Below are 21735 nucleotides of genomic sequence, written 5' to 3' on the forward strand. Positions count from 1 at the left end.
GTCTGGCTCAGTAAACGTAGCCGGCTGCGCCGACAAGACGCGGTTGTGCGGCGTCGGCCGGTGCGCCGGCTTGACGGCTGAAGCTGTATTCGACGTCATTGCTCGGCGACGTCAGTGATTCCAGCGGCGAGCGCAGTTTCGACGGGTCCGTCGGCTCGACCAGATACGGCGTGACCATGATGACCAGTTCGGTCTTGTTGTTCTGATAGTTCGTCGATGAAAACAGTTTGCCCAGGATCGGAATCGAGCCCATGCCCGGGACCTGCGAAATAATGTCCGTGGTATTGCTCTGGAGCAGCCCGCCAATGGCGAAGCTTTGGCCGCTTCCGAGTTCCACGGTGGTATCGGCGCGACGCACGCTCAGTCCCGGCACGGTGATGCCGCCTGTGGTGACACTCACCGATGTATCGATCTGACTGACTTCAGGACGTACTTTGAGACTGATGCGGTGATCGTTCAAAACAGTCGGCGTGAAATCCAGCTTCACGCCGAACTGCTTGAATTCAACCGAAATCGCGCCGTTGGTCTGCGATACCGGAATCGGAAATTCGCCGCCTGCGAGGAAGCTCGCTGTCTGTCCCGAGAGTGCCACGAGATTCGGTTCTGCAAGTATCGTCAACAACCCTTCCTGGTTCAGGGCGTCGACCAGTGCGCGAATATCCACATTGTTCGTCTTGAATGCGCCAAACAACGAATACGCGTTGTTGGTCGGCAGGTTGAGAGGGTAGGTAGTGCCACCCGACGGTGTGGTGATCGGATTGTTCAGGTTGTAGATCGAGCGGCCGCTGAAAATACCGCCATAGATGTTGCCGACCGCATTGCCCATCGCTTGCCAGTTGATGCCGAGCTGCTGGGTCACATTACGATCCACTTCGGTGATCCGCACGCGCAGCTGGACCTGCAAAGGACGGTCGATCGTCATGCGGTTGACCAGCACCTCCTTGTCGGCGAGATAGGGGGTAAGGGAGTCAACGACGGCATCGGCATCGGTCGAAGTCGGGGCTTGTCCCGTCACCATCAGCGAGCCCTGACCGGTCGTCAATTGCACGTTCATGTTCGGGAAGCGCGCGGCGATCATGTTGCGCAACGAGTCCATGTCGCGTCCCACGTACACCGTGCGTTGCACCAGCGTCTTGTTGTTTGCGCCAAGCACATAGAGCGTCGTGGTGCCGGCCTTCTTACCCAGTACGAACACGGCTTTCGGAGATGGGACGTGCACGTCGGCCACGGTCGGATCGGCGACGAACACCGACACCGCGTCTTCACTGAGGCGAACCAGCACGCCCTTGCCCGCGCCCACTTCGAGCGTTCCCTGCGTCGGCGCCGAGAGCATGTTGGCGTTGGGGTTGGCCAGTGCTGCTACAGACCGTGGCGTGCCCGTCTGGGCGTGTTCCCGCACGGCTTTTGACGACGACACGGGCGACGCGGCGAACGTGGGCACAACGCATGACGCGCCACACGCCACGGCGAAAGCGGTCGTCCCAAGCTGCTTTCGAATCGAACCAAACTGCATTTTCATGACTCTCTATCCTGGCGAGTGGATACGATTCCACCGGTTTGCGCATGCATCAGCGCGGTGTAGATACGGCAGGCAGTGGCGGCACATCGCCGGGCGCCGGTGTGCCGGTGGCCTGAGCGACGCTCGTTGTTGCGTCTGCTTTTTCGGAACCTCTGTAGATCGTTACAGCGTGTGGCATTGGCGGCATTGACGCAGTGGACGAAGACGTAGGCTGGAACGTGTGCGCTCGCGGCAAATCACGCACCGCCCGCGAGATGTCGCCGGCCCAAACAGGCGCTGACATCGCAGCGCTTCCGGCAAAAGGCACCGCCGGGTCGCGCGTGACGGTGGCGAAGCTGCGCAACGCCAGCGACAGGCTGCCGAGCCGCGCGGCAACTGCGACGACTTCGCCCATGCGCGGTGTGACTTCCAGCGTGACCGTGCGGGCGCGGTTGTTGATGTCGGGTGTATCGCCTGTTTTGGGACGCTGGATCTCCGAGCCCACTGCCAGGACGCGCACGTGTTCGACCACCGTTTCACTCGACACTGCGAGGTCCGGCGAATCGGTGCGCCGCTCCATCTGTTGCGTGAGCAACAGGTCCACGTAGTCACCTGGCTGGATGAGACCGGCGTTGCCGGAGACGTCGTCCACGGCGACAGACACCGCGCGCATTTCCGGTTTGAGCGTCGCAGCGAGAAAGCCCGGCGCGTTCGGCAGAATCACGTCGTCGGAGACGAGGACGGTACCGATTGCTGCCGGGTGGCGCAGCAGCGCGCCTTTCAGGTCGGTTGCGCCTGGCGCTCCCGAGATGATCGCGTTGGGCGGAACGCTTTCGGCCGGAAGCTTCTTCCACGTCAGATCTTCATCGCGCAGCAACAGCCCCTGCGGCAGGTCTGCTGCGCTGACCAGGACTTTTTCAGTGCTGAGAGTCGGAGCCGCCGACTGAGAGGCGCTGGTCACAACCACACGCACAATCAACGCGATCAGGACCGCTCCAACCAGAAGCACGCTGAATTTGATGATGTTGGACATAGGGACGCCGTCCTATCGCGTCAATAATATTGGGAGCAAGACTGGCAGCACGATGACCGTACCGCCGCCTAGCGCGAGTGCAACGCCATACGGCACGCCACGCGTACCTGAAAACATCGCAAGTACTCGCATCTGCTGGGAGCGGTGCTCCGGGTTTATTCGTTTCGTGGCGAGACTGACAAGCGATACAACCGTCCCGATCACGGAAATCAAGGTCATCGCTGGTATCGACAAGCCCAGGCCAACCCATAGAAAAATCACTGCTGCAAGTTTTGCGTCGCCACCGCCGAGCAGGTTCGCCGCGAACAAGACAGCACAGAAAAGGAACACGCCCAACGCAAGCGCAACGTGTTTCAGCACGTCGCCGAACGGCATCCGGAGAAACAACGCATCGACAAAAAACAGTGCGCCTATCGCAAGTACGATCTTCGTGGGCAAACGCCGGAACCGGACGTCGAATACTGCAAGCCATAACAGCGCGCACAGGACAAACAAACGGATGGTCAGGGGCAGTAACACGATGAGCGCAATTCAGAGTTGGTTAAGAAGGAGATCTGGCCGCCAAGCAGCCGGATCTCCGGCGAGGCGATTAGTTCGCCTTGTTTTGCGACGCAGTGACTTTGGTGAACAAGTTGGTGAACATGGTGCCCGTGCTGGTCTTGAACGTAGCTGCCATGGCGCCAAGAGCGATCACGACGATGCCTGCCAACACTGCGTATTCCATGGCGCTCACGCCACGTTCGTCGCGAACAAATGCCTTAATGACTTTGCGCATCTTTTACATCCTTTTAACGGTAGGTAGTTGACTCGCCCATTCCGTGCGAGCCGGCCAAAAACATCCCCACCGTCCCTACCGATGAATCTCTTCGGATACGGTCGGCAGGTAGGTGGTGAGCCTATTTACGGCGTGCTTAAAACGAACTTGAGAGCGCGCAAAGGCGGAGGATTCAGCAGCGCACCTGTGTTTGGGTGGATAAAACGTGGACAAGCGCTAATAACTTTTAATTAAGGGACGCCGCGTGTTTTGCAATCGTTTGCGACGATCTTGCGAGCTACGAAATCAGTAATTAGTGCCGAACTCATCAGCGCGATATTTTTTCTCCACACGCGTTAAAAATTTTGTTTGGGAACCTAAATTTTCTTGCGCGATCGCTGAATCGTGAGCCAATCCAGGAACACGGCGTCTCATGCAACCTCCGTCGAGGCCATCGGGGCTGCAAGCACCAGGACTTCTCACGCAGATAAATTCGCCAGCAAACGTCTGCATTTCCTGCACAACATTTGTCGACACTAAAGTTGGGGTGGCAGGCCCCGTTAAGTAAAGCAATGTGCAGTACATTCGCTTTCGTTCTCTTGCACGACGAAGGCTCGCCATTAACGTCGCGAACAGGACTTGATTTCTCGTGACGCACCCAATACACGAAAAAATGAATCTCCAACGTATGCAAGTAAAAACGAAGCTGGCAACCGGCTTCGGCGCGCTCACCGGCGCAGTACTGATCGTTGCGGCATTATCGGTTCAATCGCTCAGTGCATCGAACCAGCGGTTCGAATCCTTTGTGAACGGGATCAACACCCGGGCGAACATTGCGGAAAGAATTCGTACCGCCGTCGACCGGCGAGCGATTGCCGCGCGCAATCTCGTGCTTGTCACCAAGCCTGCTGATCTCGAGATCGAAAAGGCCGCGGTCATCCAGGCTCACGAAGATGTCCAGCGCAATCTCCGAAACTTCGACAACCTGGTAGCGGGCGCGACGGACGTGACGCCCGAAGTGCGTGCACGCGTCGAAGAGATCAATCGGGTTGAATCGTTATATGGTCCCGTCGCACTTGCCATTGTCGATCTCGCGCTCAAGGGCAGGCATGATGAAGCGATTGCGAAGATGAACGACGAGTGCCGCCCGTTACTCGCAGCGCTTGTCAAGGCAACGCAGGACTATTCCGATATGACAAGTCAGCGCGAAGCAATGCTCGTGCGTGAGTCAGCTCAACACTACGCGATATCGCGCTTGTTGCTGATCGCTGCCTGTGTGGCAGCGGCCCTGTCGGCGGCGATTGCAGGTGCGGTCATCACACGCAGCATCCTGCGCGCTCTGGGTGCCGAGCCCGATACATTGAGCGAGGTGGTGCAGCGGGTTGCAAGCGGTGACCTGAGTGCCGTTGCGGGCGCGGACAAGGCGCCCCCGACAAGCGTGCTTGCTTCAATGAGCACGATGCAAACCAAGCTCGTCGAACTTATCGCCAACGTGCGGGCATCAGCCGACAGCATTGCCACTGGATCGAATCAGATCGCAGCAGGAAACGCGGATCTTTCGACTCGTACTGAAGAACAGGCCGCTTCGCTCGAAGAGACGGCATCGAACGTTGAGGAGCTCACGTCGACGGTTCGGCAGAACGCCGAGCATGCGCACCAGGCACGAGCGCTTTCGTCGACGGCCACTACTGTCGCGCACCAGAGCAATACGGCCGTGAACCGAATGGTTGCGACCATGTCGGAGATCAGCGTGCGCTCGGAAAAGATCGCGGATATTACCGGCATCATCGAAGGTATCGCATTCCAGACCAACATTCTTGCGTTGAATGCAGCCGTCGAAGCCGCCCGCGCTGGAGAAGAGGGGCGTGGTTTCGCCGTCGTGGCAGCGGAAGTACGTTCCTTGGCGCAACGCTCATCCAGCGCGGCAAAGGAGATCAAGGAATTGATCGAGGCGTCGGTGGGCTGCATCTCGGAAGGCTCGTCGCTTGCTGGAGAAGCGGGCATGACCGTGGCGCAGGTACTGGAAACGGTCTCGAAGGTCAGCGATATCGTGGGTGAAATCGCAACGGCATCGAACGAGCAAAGCAATGGTATCGAGCAATTGAGCCAGACGATTTCGCAAATGGATCAGGTGACGCAGCAGAACGCCGCCCTGGTCGAAGAAGCGGCGGCGGCATCGCAATCGCTCGATGCCCAAGGCCGTCGGTTGACACAAGCGGTTTCGCTGTTTCGTCTGACTCAGAACACGGCAACGGCGTAGCCCGGTCGGTGCATCGTTGCATGAAGAGTTCTAAAATCAAGACCATGCTGAGTTCTGAACTGTCTGCTAACGTACATCGAACCGTTTAGCGGGACCAAAGACCCACAATGCAATCACACACGAGCGAGCAAGATTCAAGGAACCATGTGGCCTGTCTTCAAGGCAGCCTCTTGAATGCCGGCGATGACGTCTACCGACGCCTGGTAGAAGGCATAACGGATTACGCAATCTACATGCTGGATGTGGACGGTATGGTCGTCACCTGGAACGCCGGCGCCCAGAAAGCCAAAGGCTACGCAGCGAGCGAAATCGTCGGACGGCACTTCTCCTGCTTTTATTCAGTCGACGAACGGCTCGACGATCTGCCGGGGCGCAATCTCGAAACCGCGCGCACCACAGGCAAGTATGAAGCCGAGGGATGGCGTGTGCGCAAGGACGGCGCCCGTTTCTGGGCGCATGTGGTTATCGACGCGCTGCGCGACCCCAATGGACGTCTGTTCGGTTTTGCGAAGATCACGCGCGACTTCACCGAACAGCGACGCATGCGTGACCACGCCATCGATCACGAACGGCGCTTCCGCTATCTCGTGCAAAGTGTGACCGACTATGCGATCTACATGCTGGATACGGACGGCATCGTGTCCAACTGGAACGCGGGTGCCAAGCGCACGAAGGGCTATTCGGCGGACGAGATCGTTGGCCAGCATTTCAGTTGTTTCTATACGCCCGAGGATCGTGATGCCGGGCTGCCGGCGCGCAGCCTCGCCAAGTCGCTTCACGACGGGCGGTTCGAGACTGAAGGTTGGCGAGTGCGCAAGGACGGCACGCGCTTTTGGGCGCACGTCGTGATCGACCCGATTTTTGACGATTATGGTGAGCTCTTCGGCTTCGCGAAGGTGACGCGCGATCGTACGGAAGCGCGTGCGCTTCAGGAGCAGACGCGCGATCACGAGCGGCGCTTTCGCTTGTTGATTGAAGGGGTGACCGACTACGCCATTTACATGCTGGATATCAATGGCATCGTCTCGAACTGGAACGCCGGGGCGCAGCGGGCAAAGGGTTACGTGGCGTCCGAAATCGTGTGCAAGCATTTCTCCTGCTTTTACGATCCGGCCGACCGCGAGCTGGGATTGCCGCAAGCCGGGCTGGAGACAGCGCGCACGCAGGGCAAGTTCGAGGCGCAAGGTTGGCGGGTCCGCAAGGACGGCACGAAGTTCTGGGCGCATGTCCTCATTCAAGCAATCTACGACGATGACGACCAGCTATTCGGCTTTGCCAAGATCACGCGCGACTGCACCGACCAGCGCGAGACAGCGCTCGCGCTTGAGCAAACGACCCGCAATCTGGACCTCGCACTCGACAACATGGTGCAGGGCCTCAGCCTCTTCGACAAGCGCGGACGGCTGGTGTTGTGCAACGGCCAGTTCGCCCGCATCCTGTCCATTCCAGCCGGCAGCCTGCCTGGCGGCATATCCTTGCGCACTTTGCTGCGCCGCGTTTGCGAGCATGGCCACGCGCCGATAGGCGAAACAGCGGCGACGATCACCGACTTGCGCCGCAAGCTGTTACGCGCCACGGAACCGGGGCAGACTCAGAAACACATCGAGTTCCAGCATCGGGGACGAAGTATCGGGGTGGTGACACGACTGCTTTCGCACGGTGGATGGGTCTCGACCATCGAGGATGTCACCGAGCGCAGGGTCGCGGAGCAACGAATCAGTTACCTTGCACATCACGACCATCTGACTGATCTGCCGAATCGCGTCACCTTCCAGGCACGGCTCCAGCAGCTAGCCGGCACGTGTTCGGAAGACCGTCCCTTTGCGCTGCTGTATCTCGATCTGGATCGCTTCAAGGTAGTCAACGACACGTTGGGTCATCACGCGGGCGATGAATTGCTGAAAGCGGTCTCTCAGCGCCTGTGTGCGTCGCTGCGAGCAAGCGACCAGCTTGCTCGTCTGAGCGGTGACGAATTCACCATCCTCCAGGCCGCCAGCCAATCTCCGGAAGACGCAGCGTCTCTCGCCGAGCGTTGCATTGCCAGACTGGCTGCGCCGTTCGATATAGCGGGCAACGAGATCAATGTTGGCGTGAGTATCGGCATAGTCCACTGCACGAACGCCGGCACCGATGCGAGTATCGTGTTGCAGCAAGCTGATCTTGCGCTCTACAAGGCCAAGCGTGAAGGCCGCAATTGTTATCGGCTATACGAACGGGGCATGAACGATCCGCTTCGTCTGCGCAACGAGCTCGAAGACGAGCTGCGCAGAAGCCTGCGTGCAGACGAACTGGCGGTGCACTATCAACCAATCGTCGACGCCCAGACAGGTCAGATCACCGCGTGCGAGGCGCTATTGCGCTGGAATCACGTGCGGCGCGGAAACATATCGCCAGTCGAATTCATTCCCATCGCTGAAGAGCGGGGGCTCATGCCCGAACTCGGCGCATGGGTTCTGATGAGAGCGTGCCGCGATGCATCGCAATGGCCGGCGCATATCCGGCTCAGCGTGAACGTCTCGCCGGCTCAGTTGCTGTACGAGGACTTCACGGGGACGGTCCAGCGCTCACTCAGCGTGTCGGGGCTGCAGCCGCATCGTCTGGAACTCGAGATCACCGAGACCGCTCTGCTGGAATCGGCGGCCGCGCCGCGTTGCATCCTCGACGAGATTCGCGCGCTGGGTGTCGGGGTTGCGATGGACGACTTCGGTACCGGATATTCTTCGCTCAGCATGCTACAGAGCTTTCCCTTTACGCGCGTCAAGATAGACCGTGGTTTCGTCAGCGGCCTGGGCCAGAACCCGAAATCGGCAGCGATCGTACGCGCGGTCAGCGGGCTGTGCAGAAGCTTGAGCATGCCGATCATTGCCGAAGGTGTCGAGACGGAAGAACAGAGGCAGGCGCTTTTGCATGAGCATTGCGCAGAGTTGCAAGGCTTCCTCATCGCGCGGCCAGCGCCGGTTCACGCTTTATTGCCCTGGTTCGAGGACTCGCCTCCAGGCGCCATGCGACGCAATCTCGTGGATCACCAGCTCTGAATCAGCGCGTCGGCTCGGCCGCGGATGCTCCGATGAGCACGGAACGCAGGATCTCGACTGCGAACCTTCATACGTCCTTGAGAATCGGCGCCTCGAGAAGGCAGCTGAACTCGCGAGCAAAATCGACAGAGACGCGGGCATGGACCGCACCCTGTTTGTCGAAAAATCGCTGTGTTCCTGCAAGAGCGAACACACCTTCGTGCCAGACGTTCGGGTGGATGTAGAGACCCTGCTGCCCGTCGAAGCGAAAGCAGACAAATTTCTCTGGTGCAATGTCGTCGCCCGGCAAGGCCAATGGAACGTAGAACGGACGATGGTCGAGAGGGAAAAACAGTTGGCCGCCGTCCGGGTGGTAGTTCGCGTGCCAGAGCAGCATCTCTCCCGGGGCATTGGCACTGTCGTCGCGAGCTTCTTCAGGTTCCGTCGCGTAGGCGAGGATGTAGTTGCCGCTTACAGCCTCGTTTCGACCATAGAGAATGTCTCCGCGCCATTCGCTGACGAACGTCCCTTCGATGGTGCCTGCTTCGTCCCCCGTTCCAGCGTCAATGGGCCGTGTCCCGGTTGCGGGCCACTGCACGATCTCGATCGAGCACTCGCCCGGGTCGTTCACAAGCTTGCCAAACCCATCGAGCGCGGCAGGGGTGGCGTCGACTACAGGCATCGACACGCGTCGCAGCCCTCGGGGAAGGGCGGGGTTGAGGTAATCGAACACATTAGGCATTGCGACAGCTTATCCGAGCAAAAAACCTGTTGCTGGTACTCGGACAAGAGAGCGTGCGCACATTTACTTTTGCATACAAATCTGTAATTTTCGGGTGTACCCAGATGGCAGGAGCTTTCGCATTCCGGACGTTCATCGAAATTTTATAAGGAGATTTTCCGACAAAATTCTTTCTAACAATATTGAGAATCATTATCGTTAACGATACCATGCCGCAAATTGTAAACGTTCGTTTAACGAGGAATGCATTCGATGAAGGCCGAGAAGCGCGACCATCTGCGCACCTGCTACAGACCCGTCGCGGTCGCGCTGACGCTGGTATTTGCATCGATCGGGCAGGCAATTGCGGATGAAACTGCAAACGCTGGAGCCCCCACCGCGGCCTCCGCCCCAGACGCGGAAGGTGCGCTTCCAGCAGTCAGGGTAACCGCAGGCCGTGTCAACGGAAGCGAGCCCGAGCGCGGTTACCAGGGACGGCGGGCATCGGTCGCGACGCGTACCGACACGCCCCTGGTCGACGTGCCGCAGGCTGTCAACGTGGTCACATCGCAGTCGATCCAGGATCGCGCGCCGGATAGCCTCGCGGAGGCGCTCGAAACCGTGCCGGGCGTGCGCATGGGCAACACGCTCGGCGGTACGCTCGACGCCCTCGTCAAGCGTGGTTTCGGGGACAATCGCGACAACTCGATTCTTCGCGATGGCCTGCAGTCCGTGCAGCCCCGCAACTTCACGCCGACGACCGAGCGCATTGAAGTGCTGAAAGGCCCGGCGTCGATGCTTTATGGTATTCAGGACCCGGGCGGTCTCATCAACGTCGTCACCAAGAAGCCGCAACTGGAACGCGCCAATTCGGTCTCCGGGTTTGCAAGCAGCTACGGCGGCGGTGGCGCGCAGGCGGATCTGACCGGGCCGATCGGCACCTCGGGCCTCGCGTACCGGTTCATTGCCGATCACCAGAACGTGGATTACTGGCGCAACTTCGGCTACAACCGGCAAGACACCATTGCGCCGTCGCTTGCATGGTATGGACGCGATACAAGCGTGCTCGTGCAGTACGAGCACATGAACTACTCTGTGCCGATCGACCGCGGGACGATCATCGATACGCGTACGGGCAACCCGGTGTCGGTATCGCCAAAAGAGCGGTTCGACGAAAACTACAACATCTCCGCGGGCCGCTCCGACGCGCTCAACGTACGGGTCGATCACAAGCTGACTCAGGACTGGACCGTGCACGCGGGGTACGGCTGGAACCGCACGTACTACAACGATCAGCAGGCGCGCGTGCTGACTCCGAATTTCACGACCGGCATTCTTACCCGACGGGTCGATTCCACGCAAAACGGTGTGCAGTCCACGCACAATTTCACGTTGAATCTCGAGGGCAAGGTCACATGGTTCGGATTGCGAAGCGATATCCTGACCGGCTTCGACTACATGCGCAATTACCGCGTGCTGGCGGATTTGTATCGTGGCAAGAACAACTCCACGTTCAACATGTACTCGCCGGTCTACGGCACGCTGCCGGCCTCTAACACGTTGTCTCCGGCTGACAGCGACCAGACCGACAAGCTGATTGAGCGCGGCGCATTCATCCAGGACGCGATACATTTCGGCGACCGGTGGATTCTCCTTGGCGGCGTGCGTTATGACGACTTCCAGGAACTGACAGGCAAGGGCAGGCCGTTTGTTGTCGGGTCCACGCAAAGCGACAGCAAGTTCGTGCCGCATGCCGGTCTTGTCTACAAGATCACGCCGGAATGGTCCACGTATGCGAGCTACAGCGAATCGTTCAGGCCGAATACGTCGATCGCGGCGCCTATCGGCACGTTGCCGCCTGAGCAGGGTCTTGCATACGAGATCGGCACAAAGCTCGAAACCAACCGCATCACCGGCACCGTTGCGCTCTTCGACATCCGCAAGAAAAACATCCAGACCACGCAGACCATCAACGGCGTCAACTTCGTGCGCAACGCAGGCCATGCGCGCTCGCGTGGCCTGGAAATCGATGTGAACGGTCAACTCACGGATCGCTGGAGCGTGATCGCGAGCTACGCGGCGACCGAAGCGCGCTACAAGGACGATCCGCTCGTGGGCGGCAACCCGTTGCCCAACACCCCCAAGCATGAAGGCGCGTTTTATCTCGCGCGCGATTTCAGCAACGTCGGGTTCGGACCTGCAAGCGGGCGCGTGCGCGCAGGGGCGGGCGTGCGCGTGTTCAGCAGCATGGCGGTCGGCGATGGCACCGGCAAGGTGTATCAGTTACCGTGGGGTCATGTCGCCGATGCGTTCGTATCATGGAATTCGCATATCTTCGGGCAGTACATCGACTGGCAACTCAACGCGCGCAACATCTTCAACTCCACGCATTACACGGGCAGTTGCTGCACGGGCACGCCGTTCATCAACATCGGCGAAAGCCGGCAAGTGATTGTCACGGCCAAGCTGGATTTTTGAGCATGAAGCGCATTGCGTTTGCGCCGCTGCTCACTTATGGCCGCGTGCAAAAGGGCTTCGCCCCGCTGTCCGCCGCCGATCCCGAACGCGAACGCGAGCGGCTTGCGGGTATGTGGACGCACTTCGTCACGGGTGCTAGAAGCGGTAGAGCACCGACGCCATGCCGTTGAGGTCGAGCCGGCGCTCTGTGATCGGACTGCCGGCGGCGTATCGCTCGAGGCGTCCCACAACTGCCGCGACGTTCGCCGACCAGTGCGGACTGATCTTGTACGTTGCGTTCACGTTGAAGTGAAAATCGCGCAAGCCGGAAGCAGTGTCGTAATGCGGCAATCCCGACGCCGCGCTTTCCTGCGGCGAGATGCCGAACAAGGTACGTGTATAGGTCGCATTCGCCCAGGTGAGGCCGGGGCCCATCGAAAGAAGCAAGTTGCCTATAGGCGCCGATATGAACAGATCGCCCATCGCGGTCAGGCCCTGTCCGGTTCCCGCAATGTCCTGATAGACCGCCGCCGCGCCGGTGAACGCCCACCACGTGTAATCGGCGAAGAGCCGCAGCTTCGGTCCGTAGTGCACATCGGGCAGGCCCCTGAGCCGCGCATCGTCGGAGGACGATCTTGACTGGAAGTCGAAGCTCATCGACATGCCGACATGATAATTCTCGCTTCGCAGCACATTGACACCAAGCACATCCGGACCCTGCGAAAACAAGCGGTCCCGCCACGAAATGTCCTGCACGAGGAAGGGCAGCGCCTGAAGCTGCGAGGAACCCGGAAACTTCGGGAACAGATACACGCCCGGTCCGACCGAGATCTTCCAGTCGCTGTCGGCCGGCGTTTCGTCGGCGTGCGCGAATCCCATCGTGCAACACGCAAGTGCCGCTGCGAGCGCGGTGCAATGGCGACTAATCGATGCGTTGCGGGTCCTCACGCTTTCCCCGCAACGGTCGCCAACTGCCTCAATCGCCGCGCAAGCGCGCGTGAAACGACGGGCGTCGGATTGTTGCTCGACACTGATGCCGCTGCGCTTTCGCGCAGAAAGAGCGCGCACTCCCGGGCGACGACCTCGCGTTCGTTGTCGGATGTGATCATATGGTACGAGTCATCGAGCCAGATGGTGCGAAGAAACGACGCCCCGACGTTCGCCGCGACAAAGCGCGCGTTATGCGGACTCGACGTCTCGTCGTCAATCGCGTGAATGATGAGGCAATCGGCATTGATGGTTTTCAGCTTCTTGCGCACCGAGCCCGCCAGCCGGCTTGCTTCGTGAAGCGCTGGCAGCGCTATGGATGCAGGCCCGACTTCGCTGATTTCGCCCCTTTGCATCGCCCGCGCGATCTTCGAGCGCAACGCTTCGTTGCGCAGGCCGTAGGGCTCATGCTCGCGATACCGATAGCGCGAGCGCATCGGGGTGTAATAGGCGTAGTCGAGCAGGAATCGATACCAGGGAATAGCCCAGCCGTCGTAATTGAGCGTGATCGACAGCAACAGCAAGGCGCGTGCGGCCGGGCGCTGCTGCGCCACGGCGGCGGCCAGTGTCGCGCCCATGGAGAGTCCGCAGACCGATACGTGCTGGTGCTGCACGGCGAGCGCATCGAATTCGGCAACCGCTGCACTGATCCACTGTTCCATTGGCACGTGTCCCGTGCCCGCACTGTAGCCAGGCAGTTCCGGCGTGTGCGTCACGAACCCTTCTTCGGTCAGAAGGCGTGCAAGAAACCGCAATTCAGACGCGGAACTCGACAGCCCGTGCAGCAGCAGCACTGCGTGATCGTTGCTCCGGGCGGGGAGATTTTGAGGCGCGTTCATGGTCAGTCTTCCGCCCGGAGGATAAGAAAATCGCCGGAGGGCGTGGTGAAGCGTTCGCACATGCATTCGACTGCCCGCCAATCCTCGGCTCCAGACAGAAAACGCATGCGGTGGTGACCCGGCACCAGCCGGTCGCTCACACGGGCAAGATCTTCCTGGTGCACTTGCGAATGCCTGGCGCCGTAGGCAATGCCTGCACGGAACGATGCGTCGTCGGTCGTGCCACCGGGAGTCGAGCTTACCGCCGCCGCCACGAAACTGCTGGGCGGTGCACTTGTTGCGGGATCGAGCGCCTTGATGAGTATGAGCGAACGGGTGTGCTGCGCGATGTGATGCAGCATGCGGTGCATTTCGTCCGTGGCGCGACGCACGAGCAGGCGTTCGTTATCTCCGCGCAGCAGCATCTCATAGCGGGAGTGCGCCACGGCTGCCAGCAGCTCGGCGCGATACTGTGCACGCCTCAGGCGCTCGACCAGCGTAATGAAGACCATGGTAATGAGCGGGTACGAGACCAGCAGCCGGATATCCGACGCGTCGATGATGTCAATGCGTCCGTACGGCGGTACGAACAGATAATCTGCGAGACACAGCCCCGCCAGCATCACGCAGATTGCAGGCGCGAGTCCACAGTAGTACTCGACGAGCACGGCAGTGATAAGAAAGGCGGTCCCGGGCATGATCGGGCCGAGCAGCGGGTGAAGAATCAATCGGACGACGGCTGCGGTACACAGTGCGGCTGCCGCGATCATCCATCGTTTGCGGCCGCGCGGAGCCCATCGTCGAGAATTCCTGACTTCCATTCGATTCTTTTTCCACTACGAGATGACGTTCGCCTTAATAACGGCTTGTGTGCAAAACACTTTAATCACGTGACCCGGTGCGTCTCCAAAATTGCGGTGGAACAGTCCCGCTGCACATGACGTGTGTTCGCAACCGGGGCATTGCGGATGGCGCATCGGGTAGGAGATTGTACTTATACTGGCAAGAAACTTCATGAAGCCTACCGAGCGAGACACGGCATGCGCCTGCTTGACTATACCCTACGCCTCGCTTTCGCCGCCTACCTGACGGCGGCGCTGGCGCTGTATCTGATGCAGGATCGCTTGCTGCTTCCCGCCACGCCTGACGCAGCCGATCTGCGCACGCTCACGCACGCGGGCGACGGCATCGACGTGTGGAGGGTGGGCGGCGAGTACGCGGGTTACGTGATCACGCCGGCGGGGCAAGAACCGCGCGGTACCTTTATCGTCTATCACGGCAACGAGGAGTCGGCGGAGACCAAGTTGCCGCTGGCCGACGTCTTCGTTCGCGCGGGGTATCGTGTTGTCATTGCAGAGTACCCGGGGCACGGCAGGCGACAAGGCGAGCGGACCATGAAAGCGGCGGTCGCGGCGTCCCGCGAAGTCTTCACGGCCGCGCTCGCGCAATGGCGCAAACCGCTCTACCTGGTGGGGGAATCGCTGGGCGCGGGCATGGCTTCGCAAGTGGTGAAGGGCAACGAGTCTTCAGTCGCGGGCGTGGTGCTGATCACGCCCTGGGATTCGCTTGCCGACGTGGCCGGGGAGAAGTATCCGATCTTCCCGGTGAAGTGGATGTTGCACGACAGGTTCGATTCTGTCGCCGCCGTATCGCGTTACGACGGGCCGCTTGTCATTGTCGGTGCGCAGCAGGACACGTTGATTCCGGTCGCGCACGCACAACGTTTCGCGGGCGAACACGACCATGCACGGCTCATGCTGTTGCCCACTGCCGATCACGACACCTGGATGGGCGCCATGACGCAACGGGACTGGCAACGCATTCTGGAATGGCTGGACGCCGCATGACGCTGCGTCTGAAGGCTATTGGGCTGGCGTGACGCTTACCAATGCGCGCCGAGTTCGCCACGCGCGACGAACTCTCCTCCACCGGAGCGGCCGACCCAGTCGTTGTCATCGATCAGCAGTTCGCCGCGCAGCAGCACTTTCTTCACACGACCGGTTACGCGATGGCCTTCGAACAGCGTGAAATCGCAATCGCTGTGCTGGGTATCGGCGCTGATGGTGTGCGACTCGTCGGGATCGAACAGGACAATATCGGCATCGCTGCCAACGGCGATCGTGCCTTTCTTCGGAAACAGCCCGAAGAGCTTTGCGGGCGCAGTCGACATCAACTCGACAAAGCGATTCAGGGAGATCCTGCCGGGACGCACGCCCCCGTTGTAGACCACTGTCATGCGGGTCTCGACGCCCGGCACGCCATTGGGAATCTTCGAGAAATCGTCGGCGCCGAAGGGCTTCTGGTTGACGCGTCCGAGATGCCCTTCCTTCATGCAGTAAGGGCAATGATCGGTGGAGATCAGTTGCAGGTCGTCGGTCTTGAGCGCGGTCCACAGGGCGTTTTGCGCATCCTTCGAGCGCAGCGGCGGACTCATCACGTAGCGCGCGATATCGAAGCTTTCGTCGGCGTAAGCGGACTCATCGAAGAAAAGGTAATGCGGGCACGTTTCCGCGAACACGGGAATGCCGAGATCGCGCGCCTCGATCACATGCTTCAACGCTTCCTTCGCCGACAAATGCACGAAGTACACTGGCGCCTCGGCCAGTTCGGCGAGCTTGATGCCGCGGTGCGTCGCCTCGCCTTCCATGATGGCAGGACGCGTGAGCGCGTGATACTTCGGCGCGGTATGACCTTGCGCGAGCGCCTCCTTGATCAGCAGGTCGATGATCGTGCCGTTCTCGGCGTGCAGCGCAATCATTCCGCCGTGCTGGCCGACCATGCGCATGGCCTGGAAGATGGCGGCGTCGTCGGACATGACGGTGCCGGGATACGCCATGAACATCTTGAAGCTCGACACGCCTTCGTGCCGGATTGCGTACTGCATGTCGCCGAGCACGCGCTCGTCGACCTGGGTGACGATCACGTGAAAACCGTAGTCGATGCTCGCCTTCGAATCCGCCTTGCCGCGTGCCCGCGCAATAGCATCGAGAGGACTCGTGCCGGCCGTCTGAAGCGCGAAGTCGATGATCGTGGTCGTCCCGCCGAACGCGGCGGACCGTGTCCCTGACGCAAAGTTGTCGGCGGTGACCGAAGGCCCGAAGGTGTTTTCCATATGCGTGTGGCAATCCACGCCGCCGGGGAACACGAGCAGGCCGGCTGCGTCGATCACGCGCGCGTCCTCGCCACCCTCCAGGTTCAGTCCAATACAGACCACGCGCTCGCATTCCACCAGGATGTCGGCCACGTAATCGTCCACCGCCGTGATGATGCGGCCGCCTTTGATCAGGGTTCGTGTCATGCGTGGCTCCTTGTCAGAATCGTTAAAGACGGGTTGCGATGCTCAGGGCGTCATCGAGACGCGCAAGTTCGAGTGCCGACAGCGGCGGAATGGGAGGACGCATCGCCGCGTTGGGAAAGCGGCCCAGCCGATGCAGGCAAGCCTTCAGGCGCGCGTTTGCATGCGCGCCGGGCGCCGTGCCGTAGATGGCTTTCGCAAGCGGATAAACGCGGTCGTGCAGGCGTTGAGCTTCGGCGAGATCCCCGTTCTTCACCGCCCGGTACAACGCCACGATGAGCTCCGGCACGACCGCAGCGAGGCTCACCAGACTGCCCTCGGTGCCCGTGACGAAGCAGGTGAAAAGGTGTTCGTCGCCGGAAGCCATCACGGCGACATGGGGCGCGACCGTTTTGACCAGCCGCCGGTTCGCCTCGTAGGCGGCGGTTTCCCAACTGCCTTCCTTGATCGCCACGACTTCCGGCAAGCCGGCCAGCGCGGTCAGCATCTCGGGCGTGTACGCCATGCCGCCCGTGCCGACGCCGGCCTGATACAGCATCATCGGCATGCGGGCTTCGGCGTTCACAATTCGGTGATGGGTGAGGACGGTATCGAGATCCGTCGACAATGCCCATGAGAACGGCGGGAACAGCAGCAGGGCATCGGCGCCGGCCCGTTTTGTATCATTGGCGTGTGACTGCGCCTCGTAGCTGTCCTCAGAATTTACGCCCGCCACGATGATCAGCCGGTCGCCGCATACATCGTGCGCAATCTCGACCACGCGGCGCTTGTCCGCCGCTGACAACATGAAATTCTCGCCGGCGTGGCCGTTCACGAGCAGTCCGGCAATGCCGTCCACTGCAGATACGTCCGCGATGTGCCGCTCGAGCGCGGCTTCGTCCACATGGCGCCCGTCGGTGTCGAGCGGACAAAGGGTGGCGGCGTAAATACCGTCATAGGGAGCGTCGTGCGTCGGGATCATTCTCGTGGTCTCGGGTTCAGGCAGGTTTGACAGTATTGGCGGTCGATGAACCGGGCGGCACGATCAGCCGCGCGGGATCGAAGAGCGGCATGGCGGGTTCTTCGCCAAGGATGGCCTGGCTCAGCAGCCGGCCCATGTAAGGGCCGCTCGTATAGCCCGAATGCACGCAGCCGATGACCCATGCGCCGGGCAAGCCGGGCAGCGCGCCAAGCATGGGCATGGCGTCGGCGGTTTCAGATTCGAGTCCGAGCCAGATACGGTTCACACGCGCACGGGCCAGGGCGGGGATCACGTGCTGCGTGAGCCGCAGATTGCCGATCAGGTTGTCCGGCACAGTCTCGACGCCGCCGCGTTCCCGATCGCCAATGCCCTGCCAGCCGCCGCCAATCAGCACGGTGCCGTTCGCGAACTGCTTCATGGAAAGCAGCCCGTTGGCGATGCTCAGCACCGAGCGCATGGCCGGCTCCATGCGCTCGGTGACGATCAACTGGTTGACGAGCGTCTTCACCGGAATGTCGATGCCGAGCATCGCAAGCAAGGGTTCGAGCCAGACGCCGCCGGCCATGACGAGACGGGTGGCTTCAATGCTGACGGTTTCATCGGCGGTGCGGATGCGAAAAACCCCCTTCACGCGCTCGACACCCGACACCGCAGTCTGCTCGATGATGCGAACGCCCGCGTCGCTCAACGCGGCGTGGTAAGCGCGGCCGGTCAGATAGGCGCTGGCAAAACCGTCGGTGGCGCAATACGCTGCCTCGAGCATGGCGGGATTCAGGCCCGGTTCAATGGCGAGCGCCGCGTGCCGGTCCAGCAGGTCGATCTGTGCGCCGAACTCGCGGCGGGCGGCGGCGCGTTGCTGCAACAGGCCACGCTCGGCTTCGGTGAATGCGAGCGACAAACCCGGCGCCGCCGTGGCAAGAACGCTTTGCCCGAGCCATGCGCCGGTGTTCATCCACATCTTCCAGGCTTCGATGGCATAGGGCACGAGCGCGGCGCGCGTCATGTGCAGCGTGAGCGTTCCGGCGTTCACTCCCGACGCTCCCCGACACAGCGCGCCGCGCTCGACAATCGCGACGCGCATTCCGGCGCGCGCGAGGAAAAGCGCTGTCGTACAGCCCATCACGCCGCCACCGACGACGGCGACGTCGAAGCGGCTTGCCGATGTGCGGTTCGCTTGAAGATTGCTCATAGCGGCGCCGCCTTCGGGATCGGGATATCCGCGTAGGTGAAGTCGCCCGTGAGCGCTTCCACGGTCATGGGGCGCAACGGGGTGCGCGCGGAGAAAGAGCCGGCTTGTTCGCGTGACCCTCCCGGGGTTCGCGCCGCCAGAATTTCTGCAGCGATGTCGCCACAGGTCCGTCCCTGGCACGGTCCCATGCCGCATCGTGTCCATGCCTTGAGCTGGTCCGCATCGCGAGCACCTGCGTCGCAGGCCGCATCGATCTCGCCGCGCGTCACGTCTTCGCATCGGCACACGATCACGTCCGGTCCAATGCTGTCGATGTGACCGTGGCGCAGTGCCATCATCCGCGACATCGAGCGGCCAAAGCGCGCGGATTTCGCATGGGCGCGGCGGGCGTTGTCGAGTTCTGAATCAGGCGGCTGCGTTTTTCCGGTGGCCAGGTCCAGCGCGCAGGCAAGTCCTGCCAGCGTACCGCGATGGATTGCCGCAGCCGCCCCGGCAATGCCCGCGCCATCGCCTGCAACATAAAGGCGATCCCGCGATGTCCGTCCATCCCGGTCCGCCTGCGCTATCCAGCCACCCGCATCCCGGGAATAGCGATGCTTCGCCCGCAACAGCCGTGTGATTTCGGTCGATGGCGTCAGCCCATGCCCCACCGTGACGCAATCGGCGCTTACCATGCGGCGCGGCCCGTCGACCGGACGTCCGGCGGCATCGCACGGTGCGAGCGTCGCCATCAGGTCGCTGCCGTCGCCGTTCACTTCGACAATCGTATGGCGCGAATATATCGGGACGCCCGCACGCCGGATGGTGCGCCACCAGTCGAAACCTTCACGCATGAGATCCGGCCGCGAGACCATGGCAGGCAGCGCACGCGCCCAGTCGAGCGGCCCCGCAATATCCACGATTGCTTCGACCTTGCCGCCAATGTCGATCGTCTTGGCGGCAACCGCGGCCAACAGAGGTCCGCATCCGGCGACCAGCGTGGTGCTGCCCGGGGCCATGCCTTGCGACTTGAGCAGGATCGTCGCGGCGGCGAGTCCGATCACGCCCGGCGTGGTCCAGCCTTTGAACGGCACGACACGCTCGGTGGTGCCGGACGCCACGATCAATGCGCGCCCCGTGCAATGAACAGGACCGGACGGACCTGACGCATCCACGCGGTAATCGCCCGTCACCGCCCACACGGTATGCCTGAAGAAAACGGTCACTGCGCTGTTGTTCAAGGCGTGGCGCAGGGCATCGCCGGCCCGGCTGTCATGTGTCTCCGCGTGATCGGCCACGCTCGGCGCGCGATACACCTGACCGCCGGCGGCGGCGTTTTCATCGAAGAGCGCGACCTCGAGTCCCGACGATGCCGCCGCCAGCGCAGCATGCACGCCAGCGGGACCACCGCCTATTACAAGTACGTCGAAGCTATTCATCCGCGCCGGCCTCCGGCACCAGCTCGACGCACATTCCTTCATCGACCGTGGTCTTGCATGCGAGCGAGCGCGTCGTGCTGATCATGACAAGGCATTCCTGGCACGAGCCCATTGCGCAGAACATGCCACGCGGTGCGCCGTTGCGCGGGCTGTTTCGCAGCGTCCTGATGCCCGCCGCAAAGAGCGCCGCCGCCACGCTCGCACCGGCGTGTGCGCTTACCGGCTGGCCGCAAAACGTCAACGTGACAGCCGCCGCGCTCATGCGTTCGTGCGTCTGAATGAGGGGAGGGGTTTCGTCGGTGCGCATTGCAGAGCCTTGCTTGACAACTAATTTCGTCGATGTTTTGATACTAACGTATACGATGCGTATACGCAAAACGACCAAAATAAAGCGGTCCGGAATTTTCCCGAACCACGCGCTGGTATTGCCCGGCAGTGTCCTTTCTGCCCTTCACCCACTTCGAACCGATGACGGAGTTACCGCATGAAATCCAGGATTGTCTTTAGCCGGGTATTTGCCGCGGGCCTTGCTGCCTTCGCGCTGCTTGGCTCGATCAACGCTTCGGCACGTTCGCTGGATGAGATCCTTGCGTCCAAGAAGATCGTGTTCGGCATCAACCCGAACCTGCCGCCGCTCGGCACCTATGACGCGAAGAACAACATCGACGGATTCGATGTGACGATTGCCCGGAAGATCGCGGATTCGCTCGGCGTGAAGCTGGAGATCGTCCCGGTCGGCTCGAACGACCGCGTGCCGTATCTGATGACCGACAAGATCGATGCTGTGATGGGCGGCATGACCCGCAACGCCGACCGGCTGAAGGTGATCGACTTCACCGATCCGGTGAACACCGAAGTGCTTGGCGTACTCACGACCGAAGGCAAGCCGTACAAGGACTGGACGCAGTTGAACGATCCGGCGGTGCGGCTGGTTCAGGTGCGCGGCACGACGCCGATCCAGTTGATCCAGGAGAAGTTGCCGAAGGCGCAATTGCTGATCCTCGACAACTATCCGGACGCCGTTCGCGCGATTGCCCAGGGCCGGGCCGATGCGCTGATCGACGTGCTCGACTTCATGTTGAGCTATACGAAGAACTATCCGACGAAATGGCGTGTCGTCGATGCACCCATTGAAGTGGACTACGACTGCATCGGCGTGCAGAAGGGCAATACCGCGCTGACGCAGCGGCTCAACACGGAAATCGGGACGCTGCAGAAGAACGGCTTTGTAGCCGCGAGCTGGAAGAAGTGGTTCGGTAGCGCCATGCTGCACGATCCGACCGCGGCACCCGCGGCCCAATGAATTGAGCCTGCTGCGCGAATGACCGGC

General features: G+C 61.1%; 19 protein-coding genes. 5 read left to right on the plus strand and 14 right to left on the minus strand.

What is annotated here, in order from left to right:
* Positions 1-7: 7 nt before the first annotated feature.
* The 5 genes from AX768_RS19615 to AX768_RS34110 form a co-directional block, all read right to left on the minus strand.
* Entirely contained in the window at positions 8-1333 is a 1326-nt protein-coding gene (locus AX768_RS19615; protein WP_062002349.1) for a type II and III secretion system protein family protein, read from the minus strand.
* 235 nt (positions 1334-1568) lie between these two features.
* Positions 1569-2531, minus strand: coding sequence for a Flp pilus assembly protein CpaB (gene cpaB / locus AX768_RS19620; RefSeq protein ID WP_062001734.1), 963 nt, complete (start codon positions 2529-2531; stop codon positions 1569-1571).
* A 12-nt stretch (positions 2532-2543) separates the two neighbouring features.
* On the minus strand, positions 2544-3050 hold the full coding sequence (locus AX768_RS19625) for an A24 family peptidase (protein ID WP_231941412.1): 507 nt from the start codon (positions 3048-3050) through the stop codon (positions 2544-2546).
* 70 nt (positions 3051-3120) lie between these two features.
* Entirely contained in the window at positions 3121-3306 is a 186-nt protein-coding gene (locus tag AX768_RS19630; protein ID WP_062001736.1) for a Flp family type IVb pilin, read from the minus strand.
* Positions 3307-3591: 285 nt separating this feature from the next.
* Positions 3592-3720 (minus strand): hypothetical protein, encoded by a 129-nt coding sequence (locus AX768_RS34110; RefSeq protein ID WP_257722383.1) that lies wholly within the window; start codon positions 3718-3720, stop codon positions 3592-3594.
* Between the two features lie 238 nt (positions 3721-3958).
* On the opposite strand from AX768_RS34110, the gene AX768_RS19635 reads away from it, so the two are divergent.
* Entirely contained in the window at positions 3959-5545 is a 1587-nt protein-coding gene (locus AX768_RS19635; protein ID WP_082778945.1) for a methyl-accepting chemotaxis protein, read from the plus strand.
* A gap of 146 nt (positions 5546-5691) precedes the next feature.
* Positions 5692-8580 carry a bifunctional diguanylate cyclase/phosphodiesterase gene (locus AX768_RS33770; protein WP_172811987.1) on the plus strand — a complete coding sequence of 963 codons (2889 nt, stop codon included), beginning with the start codon at positions 5692-5694 and terminating at the stop codon, positions 8578-8580.
* Between the two features lie 67 nt (positions 8581-8647).
* Here the strand turns inward: AX768_RS33770 and AX768_RS19645 are convergent, their stop codons facing one another.
* A complete protein-coding gene (locus AX768_RS19645) occupies positions 8648-9241 on the minus strand; it encodes an ureidoglycolate lyase (RefSeq protein WP_231941413.1) in 594 nt (197 codons plus the stop codon).
* A gap of 312 nt (positions 9242-9553) precedes the next feature.
* Between AX768_RS19645 and AX768_RS19650 the strand changes: the two genes are divergently transcribed.
* Positions 9554-11758, plus strand: a complete 2205-nt coding sequence (locus tag AX768_RS19650; protein ID WP_082779027.1) for a TonB-dependent siderophore receptor — start codon at positions 9554-9556, stop codon at positions 11756-11758.
* A 135-nt stretch (positions 11759-11893) separates the two neighbouring features.
* Here the strand turns inward: AX768_RS19650 and AX768_RS19655 are convergent, their stop codons facing one another.
* From AX768_RS19655 to AX768_RS19665, 3 genes are all read right to left on the minus strand, one after another.
* Positions 11894-12616, minus strand: a complete 723-nt coding sequence (locus AX768_RS19655) for a MipA/OmpV family protein (protein ID WP_062001739.1) — start codon at positions 12614-12616, stop codon at positions 11894-11896.
* A 65-nt stretch (positions 12617-12681) separates the two neighbouring features.
* On the minus strand, positions 12682-13563 hold the full coding sequence (locus AX768_RS19660) for an alpha/beta hydrolase (RefSeq protein ID WP_062001740.1): 882 nt from the start codon (positions 13561-13563) through the stop codon (positions 12682-12684).
* Positions 13564-13565: 2 nt separating this feature from the next.
* Positions 13566-14363 (minus strand): DUF4118 domain-containing protein, encoded by a 798-nt coding sequence (locus AX768_RS19665; protein WP_062001741.1) that lies wholly within the window; start codon positions 14361-14363, stop codon positions 13566-13568.
* Between the two features lie 219 nt (positions 14364-14582).
* On the opposite strand from AX768_RS19665, the gene AX768_RS19670 reads away from it, so the two are divergent.
* Positions 14583-15389 (plus strand): alpha/beta hydrolase, encoded by an 807-nt coding sequence (locus tag AX768_RS19670; protein ID WP_062001742.1) that lies wholly within the window; start codon positions 14583-14585, stop codon positions 15387-15389.
* Positions 15390-15424: 35 nt separating this feature from the next.
* Here the strand turns inward: AX768_RS19670 and hydA are convergent, their stop codons facing one another.
* The 5 genes from hydA to AX768_RS19695 are packed head-to-tail and all read right to left on the minus strand — an operon-like array spanning position 15425 to position 20712.
* Complete coding sequence (gene hydA, locus AX768_RS19675; RefSeq protein ID WP_062001743.1) at positions 15425-16840, minus strand: dihydropyrimidinase; 1416 nt, start codon at positions 16838-16840, stop codon at positions 15425-15427.
* A 22-nt stretch (positions 16841-16862) separates the two neighbouring features.
* Positions 16863-17798, minus strand: a complete 936-nt coding sequence (locus AX768_RS19680) for a dihydrodipicolinate synthase family protein (RefSeq protein ID WP_062001744.1) — start codon at positions 17796-17798, stop codon at positions 16863-16865.
* 16 nt (positions 17799-17814) lie between these two features.
* Positions 17815-18987, minus strand: coding sequence for an NAD(P)/FAD-dependent oxidoreductase (locus AX768_RS19685; protein ID WP_062001745.1), 1173 nt, complete (start codon positions 18985-18987; stop codon positions 17815-17817).
* Positions 18984-20405 (minus strand): NAD(P)/FAD-dependent oxidoreductase, encoded by a 1422-nt coding sequence (locus tag AX768_RS19690; RefSeq protein WP_062001746.1) that lies wholly within the window; start codon positions 20403-20405, stop codon positions 18984-18986. Before AX768_RS19690 ends, AX768_RS19685 begins: the two co-directional genes overlap by 4 nt.
* Positions 20398-20712, minus strand: coding sequence for a 2Fe-2S iron-sulfur cluster-binding protein (locus AX768_RS19695; RefSeq protein WP_062001747.1), 315 nt, complete (start codon positions 20710-20712; stop codon positions 20398-20400). The genes AX768_RS19690 and AX768_RS19695 overlap by 8 nt, the downstream gene beginning before the upstream one ends.
* Positions 20713-20889: 177 nt before the next feature.
* On the opposite strand from AX768_RS19695, the gene AX768_RS19700 reads away from it, so the two are divergent.
* A complete protein-coding gene (locus AX768_RS19700) occupies positions 20890-21708 on the plus strand; it encodes a transporter substrate-binding domain-containing protein (protein WP_062001748.1) in 819 nt (272 codons plus the stop codon).
* The last annotated feature ends 27 nt before the right edge of the window (positions 21709-21735 follow it).

This window comes from Burkholderia sp. PAMC 28687 (assembly GCF_001577465.1).
In the GTDB taxonomy this organism is placed as follows: domain Bacteria; phylum Pseudomonadota; class Gammaproteobacteria; order Burkholderiales; family Burkholderiaceae; genus Caballeronia.

Excerpts from the sequence above, each read along its gene's own strand:
- AX768_RS19615 (WP_062002349.1), bottom strand. The coding sequence starts at position 1,333 with ATGCTCTCGGCGCCGACGCAGGGAACGCTCGAAGTGGGCGCGGGCAAG.
- cpaB (WP_062001734.1), bottom strand. The coding sequence starts at position 2,531 with ATGTCCAACATCATCAAATTCAGCGTGCTTCTGGTTGGAGCGGTCCTG.
- AX768_RS19630 (WP_062001736.1), bottom strand. The coding sequence starts at position 3,306 with ATGCGCAAAGTCATTAAGGCATTTGTTCGCGACGAACGTGGCGTGAGC.
- AX768_RS34110 (WP_257722383.1), bottom strand. The coding sequence starts at position 3,720 with ATGAGACGCCGTGTTCCTGGATTGGCTCACGATTCAGCGATCGCGCAA.
- AX768_RS19635 (WP_082778945.1), top strand. The coding sequence starts at position 3,959 with ATGAATCTCCAACGTATGCAAGTAAAAACGAAGCTGGCAACCGGCTTC.
- AX768_RS19645 (WP_231941413.1), bottom strand. The coding sequence starts at position 9,241 with ATGCCTGTAGTCGACGCCACCCCTGCCGCGCTCGATGGGTTTGGCAAG.
- AX768_RS19650 (WP_082779027.1), top strand. The coding sequence starts at position 9,554 with ATGAAGGCCGAGAAGCGCGACCATCTGCGCACCTGCTACAGACCCGTC.
- AX768_RS19655 (WP_062001739.1), bottom strand. The coding sequence starts at position 12,616 with ATGGGATTCGCGCACGCCGACGAAACGCCGGCCGACAGCGACTGGAAG.
- AX768_RS19660 (WP_062001740.1), bottom strand. The coding sequence starts at position 13,563 with ATGAACGCGCCTCAAAATCTCCCCGCCCGGAGCAACGATCACGCAGTG.
- AX768_RS19665 (WP_062001741.1), bottom strand. The coding sequence starts at position 14,363 with ATGGAAGTCAGGAATTCTCGACGATGGGCTCCGCGCGGCCGCAAACGA.
- AX768_RS19670 (WP_062001742.1), top strand. The coding sequence starts at position 14,583 with ATGCGCCTGCTTGACTATACCCTACGCCTCGCTTTCGCCGCCTACCTG.
- hydA (WP_062001743.1), bottom strand. The coding sequence starts at position 16,840 with ATGACACGAACCCTGATCAAAGGCGGCCGCATCATCACGGCGGTGGAC.
- AX768_RS19680 (WP_062001744.1), bottom strand. The coding sequence starts at position 17,798 with ATGATCCCGACGCACGACGCTCCCTATGACGGTATTTACGCCGCCACC.
- AX768_RS19685 (WP_062001745.1), bottom strand. The coding sequence starts at position 18,987 with ATGAGCAATCTTCAAGCGAACCGCACATCGGCAAGCCGCTTCGACGTC.
- AX768_RS19690 (WP_062001746.1), bottom strand. The coding sequence starts at position 20,405 with ATGAATAGCTTCGACGTACTTGTAATAGGCGGTGGTCCCGCTGGCGTG.
- AX768_RS19695 (WP_062001747.1), bottom strand. The coding sequence starts at position 20,712 with ATGCGCACCGACGAAACCCCTCCCCTCATTCAGACGCACGAACGCATG.
- AX768_RS19700 (WP_062001748.1), top strand. The coding sequence starts at position 20,890 with ATGAAATCCAGGATTGTCTTTAGCCGGGTATTTGCCGCGGGCCTTGCT.